The 10022-nt window shown below is 68.7% G+C and carries 3 protein-coding genes, 1 tRNA gene and 1 rRNA gene; 1 reads left to right on the forward strand and 4 read right to left on the reverse strand.

Annotated elements, in window-relative coordinates; all coding sequences use genetic code 11:
• Positions 1 to 240 precede the first annotated feature (240 nt).
• On the reverse strand, positions 241 to 5751 hold the full coding sequence (locus ACWD0Y_RS12375) for a HAMP domain-containing protein (RefSeq protein WP_450260298.1): 5511 nt from the start codon (positions 5749 to 5751) through the stop codon (positions 241 to 243).
• A 265-nt stretch (positions 5752 to 6016) separates the two neighbouring features.
• Between ACWD0Y_RS12375 and ACWD0Y_RS12380 the strand changes: the two genes are divergently transcribed.
• The gene (locus tag ACWD0Y_RS12380) at positions 6017 to 8683 is read left to right on the forward strand and encodes a SpoIIE family protein phosphatase (RefSeq protein WP_450260299.1); all 2667 of its coding nucleotides are present in this window, start codon (positions 6017 to 6019) and stop codon (positions 8681 to 8683) included.
• Between the two features lie 57 nt (positions 8684 to 8740).
• On the opposite strand, the gene ACWD0Y_RS12385 is transcribed toward ACWD0Y_RS12380, so the two are convergent.
• From ACWD0Y_RS12385 to rrf, 3 genes are all read right to left on the reverse strand, one after another.
• Positions 8741 to 8813: transfer RNA gene (locus ACWD0Y_RS12385), tRNA-Thr, on the reverse strand.
• A 162-nt stretch (positions 8814 to 8975) separates the two neighbouring features.
• Positions 8976 to 9644: a DegT/DnrJ/EryC1/StrS family aminotransferase gene (locus ACWD0Y_RS12390; protein ID WP_450260300.1), complete on the reverse strand. Its 669-nt coding sequence runs from the start codon at positions 9642 to 9644 to the stop codon at positions 8976 to 8978.
• Positions 9645 to 9757: 113 nt separating this feature from the next.
• Positions 9758 to 9874 (reverse strand): 5S ribosomal RNA (gene rrf, locus ACWD0Y_RS12395).
• Between the last annotated feature and the right edge of the window lie 148 nt (positions 9875 to 10022).

A 10022-nucleotide genomic window follows, 5' to 3' on the forward strand; every position in this document is an offset into this window, starting at 1 on the left:
CGCCCTCCTCGCCCCGGCAGTGCACCGGGCGCCGCCCCAGGGGACGACTCTCTTGCGTCGCCCGTCCTTGTGCCGGTCATCGTAGCCGCACCCCACCTGTCGACACACCCTGTCACCGCGATGTCACTGTGTACGTAGCAGAAACGCGGTGGGAGACCAGAAGGTTCCCCGTATACCGCCGGCTCACACGCCTTCGGCCACAGTCAGTCAGCAACCCACCGGGTTTCGTACAGCTTACGATCACTCCCCACGCATCCACTGCTCCATCACCGAGAGCAGATGATCGGGATCGACCGGCTTCGTCACATAGTCGGAAGCGCCGGACTCGATGGCCTTCTCCCGGTCGCCCTTCATCGCCTTCGCCGTCAGCGCGATGATCGGCAGTCCGGCGAACTGCGGCATCCTGCGGATCGCCGTCGTCGTCGCGTAGCCGTCCATCTCCGGCATCATGATGTCCATCAGCACGAGCGTCACGTCGTCGTGCTGCTCCATGACTTCGATGCCCTCCCGGCCGTTCTCCGCGTACAGCACGGAGAGCCCGTGCTGCTCCAGCACGCTCGTGAGCGCGAAGACGTTGCGGATGTCGTCGTCGACGATCAGCACCTTCTCGTTGTCGAACATGATGCCGCGACGCGGCTCGGGCACCGCCGCCTCCTGACCGCTCTCGGGCCGCGGCTCCTGGGGGGCCGCCGGAGCCTGCGGTACGGCCGCGGGCTGGCCGGACTGCCCCGGCAGCGCGGACCGCTGCTCGGCGGCGCCCGTCGCCTTGCGACGGCGCCGGAACAGCCCGGCGGGACCGGTCTGCGGGTCGGAGGGCAGCCGGGCGGGACCCGTGTCGGCCGGCAGTTCGACATCGGGTACCGCGGCGGCGCCACCGCGCAGCGGCTCCATGCCGCCGGGCGTGAACTGCGGGTACCCCTGCGGCGGCAGTTCGCTCGGGTGCAGCGGCAGGTAGAGCGTGAACGTCGAGCCGCGGCCCGGCTCGCTCGCCGCGTGGATCTCGCCGCCCAGCAGCCTGGCGATCTCCCGGCTGATGGACAGGCCGAGACCCGTTCCTCCGTACTTCCTGCTGGTGGTCCCGTCGGCCTGCTTGAACGCCTCGAAGATCACCCGCATCTTGCTGGCCGCGATCCCGATGCCGGTGTCGGTGACCGAGAAGGCGATGAGATCGGCGTCCGCGTCGCGCAGCGAGCCGGCCTCCAGCAACTGCTCACGGATGGCGTCCGGTACGTCGGCGTTGGCCGGCCGGATGACGAGCTCGACGGCTCCCGTGTCGGTGAACTTCACCGCGTTGGACAGGAGGTTGCGCAGCACCTGCAGCAGCCGCTGCTCATCCGTGTGCAGCGTCGCGGGCAGCTCCGGGGACACCCGTACCGAGAAGTCGAGTCCCTTCTCCGCGGTGAGCGGCCTGAAGGTCGCCTCCACGTAGTCGACGAGCTGGACCAGCGCGATCCGGGTCGGGCTGACGTCCATCTTGCCCGCCTCGACCTTCGACAGGTCGAGGATGTCGTTGATCAGCTGGAGCAGGTCGGAGCCGGCGCCGTGGATCGTCTCGGCGAACTCCACCTGCTTCGGGGAGAGATTGCCCTCCGCGTTGTCCGCGAGCAGCTTCGCCAGGATGAGCAGGGAGTTGAGCGGCGTACGCAGCTCGTGCGACATGTTCGCCAGGAACTCGGACTTGTAGCGCATCGAGACCGCGAGCTGCTCGGCGCGCTCCTCCAGGACCTGCCTGGCCTCTTCGATCTCGGTGTTCTTCACCTCGATGTCGCGGTTCTGCCGGGCCAGCAGCTCGGCCTTCTCCTCCAGTTCGGCGTTGGACTCCTGAAGGGCCTTCTGCCGGTTCTCCAACTCCGCCGAGCGCTCCCGCAGTTGCTCGGTCAGCTCCTGCGACTGCTCCAGCAGCACCTCGGTCTTCGTGTTGACGCTGATGGTGTTGACGCTCGTCGCGATCATCTCGGCGATCTGGTTGAGGAAGTCCTTCTGGATCTGGGTGAAGGGCTGGAAGGACGCCAGCTCGATCACGCCGAGGACCTTCCCCTCGAAGAGCACCGGCAGCACGATCACATGTGCGGGCGGCGCCTCGCCGAGACCGGAAGAGATCTTGAGATAACCCGGCGGCACGTTGTCCACCAGGATGGTGCGCTTCTCCTCCGCCGCCGTGCCGATGAGCGTCTCACCGGGCCTGAAGGACGTCGGCATGGAGCCCGCCGAGTAGCCGTAGCTGCCGCGCATGCGCAGCTCGTACGGGCTGTCCTCGTCCGCCCCCACCTCGGCCGTGCCGCGCGTCGACAGGGCCAGGAAGAACGCGCCGTGCTGCGCCGAGACCACCGGCGTGAGCTCGCTCATGATCAGCGAGGCCACGTCGTCGAGATCGCGGCGGCCCTGCATCAGACCCGAGATGCGGGCCAGGTTGCCCTTGAGCCAGTCCTGTTCCTTGTTGGCGAGGGTGGTGTCGCGCAGATTGGCGATCATCGTGTTGATGTTGTCCTGGAGGACCTGGATCTCGCCGCGCGCATCGACATCGATCTTGAGGTTGAGGTCACCTCGGGTCACCGCGGTGGCCACCGCCGCGATGGCGCGTACCTGCCGGGTCAGGTTCCCCGCCATCTCGTTCACGGACTCGGTCAGGTCGCGCCAGGTGCCGTCCACGTCGCGTACGCGCGCCTGGCCGCCCAGCTGGCCGTCCGTACCCACCTCGCGGGCCACCCGCGTCACCTGGTCGGCGAACGACGACAGCTGGTCGACCATCGTGTTGATCGTGGTCTTGAGCTCCAGGATCTCGCCGCGCGCGTCGATGTCGATCTTCTTGGTCAGGTCGCCCTTGGCGATGGCGGTGGTGACCATGGCGATCTGGCGGACCTGCCCGGTCAGGTTCGACGCCATCGAGTTCACGGACTCGGTGAGGTCCTTCCAGGTGCCGGAGACGCCCGGAACGCGCGCCTGGCCGCCCAGCTCCCCTTCCGTGCCCACCTCTCGGGCCACGCGCGTGACCTCGTCGGCGAACGACGACAGCGTCGTCACCATGGTGTTGACGGTGTCGGCGAGCTGCGCGACCTCGCCGCGCGCCTCGACCGTCACCTTCTTCGTCAGATCGCCGTTGGCGACCGCCGCCGAGACCTGCGAGATGTTCCGCACCTGCGAAGTCAGGTTGTTGGCCATCAGGTTGACGTTGTCGCTGAGGTCCTTCCAGATGCCGGTGACCCCGCGCACCCTGGCCTGGCCGCCGAGGATGCCCTCGGTGCCCACCTCACGGGCGACCCGCGTCACCTCGTCGGCGAACGACGACAACTGGTCGACCATCGTGTTGACGGTCGTCACCAGTTCCAGGATCTCGCCCTTGGCGTCGACGGTGATCTTCTTCGACAGGTCGCCCTTGGCGACCGCCGTCGTCACCTCGGCGATGTTGCGCACCTGTGAAGTCAGGTTGTTCGCCATGAAGTTGACGGACTGGGTGAGGTCCTTCCACGTACCGCTGACACCCTGGACCTCCGCCTGGCCGCCCAGGATGCCCTCGGTGCCCACCTCGCGGGCCACCCGGGTCACCTGCTCGGCGAAGTTCGACAGCTGGTCCACCATCGTGTTGAGGGTGTTCTTCAGCTCCAGGATCTCGCCGCGCGCGTCCACGTCGATCTTCTGCGACAGGTCGCCGCGGGCCACCGCGGTCGCGACCTGCGCGATGTTGCGGACCTGGGCGGTGAGGTTCCCGGCCATGCCGTTCACGGAGTCCGTCAGGTCGCGCCATACGCCGGCGACACCCGGCACCTGCGCCTGACCGCCCAGCCGGCCGTCCGTACCCACCTCGCGGGCCACCCGCGTCACCTGGTCGGCGAACGACGACAGCTGGTCGACCATCGTGTTGATGGTGTTCTTCAGCTCCAGGATCTCGCCGCGCGCGTCCACATCGATCTTCTGCGACAGGTCACCGCGGGCCACCGCGGTCGTCACCTGGGCGATCTGCCGTACCTGCGACGTCAGATTGCCCGCCATGAAGTTGACGGAGTCGGTGAGTTCCTTCCACGTACCGCTGACGCCGTCCACCCGCGCCTGGCCGCCGAGGCGGCCCTCCGTACCCACGTCACGCGCCATCCGCGTCACCTGGTCGGCGAAGGAGGACAGCTGGTCCACCATCGTGTTGACGGTGTTCTTCAGCTCCAGCATCTCGCCGGACACGTCGACCGTGACCTTCTGCGACAGATCACCGTTGGCCACCGCCGTGGTCACCTGCGCGATGTTGCGCACCTGCCCGGTCAGGTTCCGGAAGGCCGTGTTGACGGAGTCCGTCAGGTCCTTCCACGTGCCCGCGGCGCCCGGCACCTGCGCCTGACCGCCCAGCAGCCCCTCGACGCCGACCTCACGCGCCACCCTCGTCACTTCGGAACCGAAGGACTGGAGCTGGTCCACCATGGTGTTGACGGTGTTCTTCAGCTCCAGCATCTCGCCGGCGACGTCGACCGTGACCTTCTGCGTCATGTCACCGTTGGCCACCGCCGTCGTGACCTGCGCGATGTCCCGCACCTGCGTCGTGAGATTCCGGAAGACCGTGTTGACGGAGTCCGTCAGGTCCTTCCACGTGCCCGCGGCGCCCGGCACCTGCGCCTGCCCGCCCAGCAGGCCCTCGCCGCCGACCTCGCTCGCCACCCGCGTGACCTCGTCCGCGAACGTACGCAGCGTCTCGGTCATCTGATTGATCGTCTCGGCGAGCTGGGCGACCTCGCCCCGCGCGCTCACCGTGACCTTCCGCGACAGATCACCGTTGGCGACCGCCGTGGTCACCTCGGCGATCCCCCGCACCTGCGCGGTCAGGTTCCCCGCCATCAGGTTGACGGAGTCCGTCAGGTCCTTCCACACGCCCGCGACACCGGGCACCTGGGCCTGACCGCCCAGCTCGCCCTCCGTACCCACCTCACGCGCGACGCGGGTCACCTCGGAGGAGAACGACGACAGCTGGTCGACCATCGTGTTGACGGTGTTCTTCAGCTGAAGCATCTCGCCGGCCACATGCACGGTCACCTTGCGTGACAGATCACCCTTGGCGACCGCCGTCGTGACGAGAGCAATGTCACGCACCTGGGCCGTGAGCCGGTACGCCATGGTGTTGACCGAATCCGTGAGGTCCTTCCACGAACCGGACATACCGCGCACCTGGGCCTGACCGCCCAGCTTGCCCTCGGTGCCCACCTCGAGGGCGACCCGCGTCACCTCGTCCGTGAACGCCGACAGCTGGTCGACCAGGTTGTTGACCGTACGTCCGACCTTCAGGAACTCACCGCGCAGCGGATGCCCCGCACCCTCCGCGCCGTCGCCCCCCTGCGTCCGCAGCTCCATCCGCTGATCGAGGTCACCGTCCGCCACCGCGGACAGCACCCGCCCGACCTCGGAGACAGGCCGCGCGAGATCGTCCACCAGGGCGTTCGACGCGTCGATCGCGGTCGCCCAGGAGCCCTCGCAGGCGCCCGTCTCCAGCCTCTCGGCCAGTTTTCCCTCACGTCCGACCATGCGCCGCACCCGGGCGATCTCACCGGTCAGATGCAGATTCCGGTCGGCCACCTCATTGAAGACAGCGGCGATCTCGGCCATCACCCCGTCGCCCGACACCGTCAGGCGTTTACGGAAATTGCCGTCCCGCATCGTCACAAGGGCCTGCAGCAGCCTGTTCAGGGCCGCCGTATCCACTTCGGTTGTCCCATTGTTCCGGGACCGTCCGCCTTTTGCGCGCGTGCTGGTACTCCGCGCGGCTGCGCCAGACTCCACCGTGTCCCTCCCGCAGGGGTCGACCGTACTCACCGGGCTGTGCCCGAAACACTCCCAGTGTTTCACCCTGGCCGAACCAGGCCATAACAGTTCGGCAGCTTCGCACACCCCTCCCCGCACTCTCGGGGCGGAAACACTGGTAACCGGCATCCGCACGGGCAGCGAAGGTAAGTAACCTGGTTTCCGGCTGACCAGCCGCCCCGGTCCGCCCGGCGGGGGCGGTGACGCGAGATCCACCACCGGGCACCGGAGGGGCGGGCCGATCATGGCAGAGCCGGGCGTCGATACGCGTACGAGGAGTTCTGTGATCACCGCGCGGGCGGCTGCCAGCTTCGACCCCGTGGGACGGTCCGTCGCGACCGCCCGCGCTTTTGTCAGGGACACACTCCAGGGTTGGGGCTATGCCGACATCGTGGACGACGCCGTCGTCCTCACCAGCGAGCTCGTCACGAACGCGGTGGTGCACGCCGGCACCACCGCCGACGTGCTCTGCCTGCGTACGGACGACGGCGTCCGCGTCGAAGTCGGCGACCGCTACCCCGAGCGCGAGGTCCCGCTCCAGGGCACGGCCCAGTCCTTCGGCAGCCCCGACCGCGAAGGCGGCCGCGGCCTGCTGCTGTGCGCCGCCCTCGCCGCCCGCTGGGGCGTCGAGTACGCGCCCACCCACAAACACGTCTGGTTCCAGCTCGATCTCCCCCAGCGCCCGGTGGGCATCCGTTCCGCCGGCCCCGTCCTCCCCGTCGAGCTCCTCCCGGTCGCCGACGGCCGCATCCGCGTAGCCGTCGTCCAGATCGACCGCTCCGGCGCGATCAACGCCTGGAACGAAGACGCCGAAGAGCTCTTCGGATACGCCGCCGACCAGGTCACCGGCAAGCAGCTCACCGACTTCGCCGCCTGGCCGCACAGCCCCGGCATGGCCACCGGCATCGCGGACGCCCTCCAGCTCTCCCGCTGGGAAGGCAGCTACGGCGTCCGCTGCGCCGACGGCCGCACCCTCGCCGTGTACGCCTCCCACCTCCGCGTACGGGACACGTCCGGCGAGCCCTCCACCGTCTGCCTCCTGGTACGCGACTTCGAGCGCGCGGTGATCCAGTCCCCCCAGCGCACCCCCTCCGACAGCGTCGGCGGGCCCCTCTCCGAAGGCCGCACGGCGGACCCCTTCGAGGTCTTCATCGGCTCCCCCGCCCCCGACGACCTCGACGGGCTCCTCCAGCGCACCGTCGAGCGCTCCCGGGACATGCTGGACGCCGACTCCGCCTTCCTGCTCCTCGCCACCGACGACGAGACCGAGCTGGAGGTACGGGCCACCACCGGCCTGCCCTCCGCCCGCCAGCGCTTCGCCCGCGTCCCCGTGGAGGCCGGCACCGGCCGCTACGGCTCCGCCCGCATGCCCGCCGTCCACGAGGACCTCACGGCCGTCCCGGGGGCCGTCCCGCTCCTCAGCGACACCGGCATGCGCTCGGTCGTCACCGTCCCCCTCAAGGTCGAAGGCCGCCTCACCGGCTCACTCGGCGTCGCCGCCGAAGCTCCCGGCCGCTACTCGAACGAGGACGCCCTGCGCCTCCAGTTCGCCGCCGACCGCATCGCGCTCGCCGTCGAATCGGCCCGCCTCGGCGAGCTGGAACGCCTCCGCCGGGGATCTCTCTCCTTCCTCGTCGAGGCCTCCGACCTCCTCGCCGGTACGCTCGACCGCGACCAGACCCTCGCCCTGATGGCGCAGATGACGGTCCCCACCCTCGCCACCTGGTGCGCCGTCTACACCATCGCCGACCAGTCCTCGGAGCCGTACCTCTCGTTCGTACTCCACGAGGACGAGGAGCGCATCGACGGCCTCAAGGCCCTGCTCTCCAAGATCTCCCCTCCGGAACCGGTCCCGACCCCCGGCGCCCGCATCTGGGCAGCCCCCGGCGAAGCCGCCCACCAGGCGGCACTCCGTACGTCGATGCGCAGCCTCGGCCTCGGCTCCACCCCGCACCTGGGCTCGGGCATCGGCACCACACTCGCCACGGCGGCAGCGGTCGGCGGTGAGACGGTCGTACTCCCCCTGGTGGCCCGCAACCGCGTCATCGGCATGCTGACCCTCGGCAAGCCCACCGACGACCACTTCCGCCAGGAGATCCTCGAACTCGCGGAGGACCTCTCCCGCCGCGCCGCGCTCGCCCTCGACAACGCACGGCTGTACTCCGAGCGCATGGCCATCAGCCAGTCCCTCCAGCGCAGCCTGCTCCCCCCGGAGCTCCCGGTCGTCCCGAACGTCGAGGTGGAGGTCATCTACCGCGCCGCGGGCGAGGGCAACGAAGTCGGCGGCGACTTCTACGACCTCTTCCCGATCCGCGACGGCGCGTACGGCTTCGCCATCGGCGACGTCTGCGGCACCGGCCCCGAGGCCGCCGCCGTCACCGGCCTCGCCCGCCACGCCCTGCGCCTCCTCGCCCGAGAGGGCTTCGGAGGCCCCGCCGTCCTGGAACGCCTCAACGCGGCGATCCTCGACGAGGGTGCCCGCAGCCGCTTCCTGACACTCCTGTACGGCGAGCTGTGGCCCCAGGAGGACGGCAGCGCCATCCTCAAGGTCGTCTGCGCGGGCCATCCCCTCCCCCTGCGCCTGCGCCCGGACGGCACGGTCGAACCGGCCGCCGAGCCCCAGCCGCTCCTCGGCGTCATGGAGGACCTGGAGCTGTACGAGCAGATGGTCACCCTCGACCCGGGCGACGTACTCCTGTGCGTCACCGACGGCGTCACCGAGCGCCGCGAAGGCACCCGCATGCTCGGCGACGACGGCCTCGCCGACGTCCTGGCCACCTGCACGGGCCTGACGGCCGGCGCGGTCGCCTCCCGCATCCTGCGCGCCGTGGAGCGCTTCGCCGCGGAACCGGCCTCCGACGACATGGCCATCCTCGCCATGCGCGTCCCGATGCCGCACACCCCCCTGTAGCAAGGACGGGAGTACGCGAAAGGCCCCCGCCAACCGGCGGGGGCCTTTCGTGTGTTGAGCCCCAATACGGAATCGAACCGTAGACCTTCTCCTTACCATGGAGACGCTCTACCGACTGAGCTATTGGGGCCTGCGCTGCGCTGCGGCAACGAGATAAAGCATACCCGAATCCGAAGGTGCTCTGAACACGCCCTCCTCCGGGCCGGGCGGCGGACATGGCCGAGCCGGAAGACTGCGTCAACGCGACCGGCCTGATGGCGGAGTTCTTCGCCTACCACCCCAAACAAAGTTCCTAGAAGGCCGGTTGAAGAAGCCCGCCGAGCGCATTGCAGGCAGCAACGACGCGCTGAAGATCCCTGCGCGACAGCGGTCCGCCGACGGGCAGCGCGAGTGTCTCGTCGGCAGCACGCTCGGTCTCGGGCAGACAGACCTCCTGCCGGAAGGCATGCAACCGGTGCACGGGTGTCTTCACGGGCACCCGGCACTCCACCCCCCTGCGCCGCACAGCGCGGGCGAAGGCATCACGGTCGGGCCGCCCGTTCCCGGGAACCCGGACGACGTACTCCTGATACGTGTGCCCCGCACACGCGCCCGGGGTCTGCACCCCGGTGAGCCGCCGGTCCAAATAGGCCGCCCGCACCTGTCGCTGAGCGAGCGCACTCTGATCAGATCGGCCGTCCTCCTCACGGTGCTCCACCACAAGAAGTCCTCGCCGGCGCCCGAGCTCCTGCAACGGCCGCACGCCGGCCTGATATCCGAAACGCGGTACGGCAACAAGGGCGGCCGTACGCGACGTCAGGACAGCCTCGGCAGCATCCGGATCCAGGCAGTACGTCGCCTCGTCGATGTCAGCGAACACGGGCCGGGCACCAACAGCCAGCACGGCCTCGGTCACCTCGACGTTCCCGTACGCCGACACGATGACCTCGTCGCCGGCACCGACACCCGCGGACTTCAGCATTCCGATCGTCCCCATGTCTGAGGATGCTCGTCGTACAACGTGAACGCCAAGTAACAAGGCATAAAAAAACGCTGGTCTCTGAACCGAAGTTCAGAGACCAGCGTTGAATAATTGTTCGGCGGTGTCCTACTCTCCCACAGGGTCCCCCCTGCAGTACCATCGGCGCTGAAAGGCTTAGCTTCCGGGTTCGGAATGTAACCGGGCGTTTCCCTAACGCTATGACCACCGAAACACTGTGAAGTTGAACCAACCGGACATGGGCACGGTTCGTTACTTCAGAACAAACACAGTGGACGCGAGCAACTGAGGACAAGCCCTCGGCCTATTAGTACCAGTCAGCTCCACCCGTTGCCGGGCTTCCACATCTGGCCTATCAAC

The organism is Streptomyces altiplanensis, assembly GCF_053591575.1.

What these genes read in the sequence shown, in the direction of transcription:
- ACWD0Y_RS12390 (WP_450260300.1), bottom strand. Translation starts at nt 9,644, where the DNA reads ATGCTGAAGTCCGCGGGTGTCGGTGCCGGCGACGAGGTCATCGTGTCG.
- ACWD0Y_RS12380 (WP_450260299.1), top strand. Translation starts at nt 6,017, where the DNA reads ATGGCAGAGCCGGGCGTCGATACGCGTACGAGGAGTTCTGTGATCACC.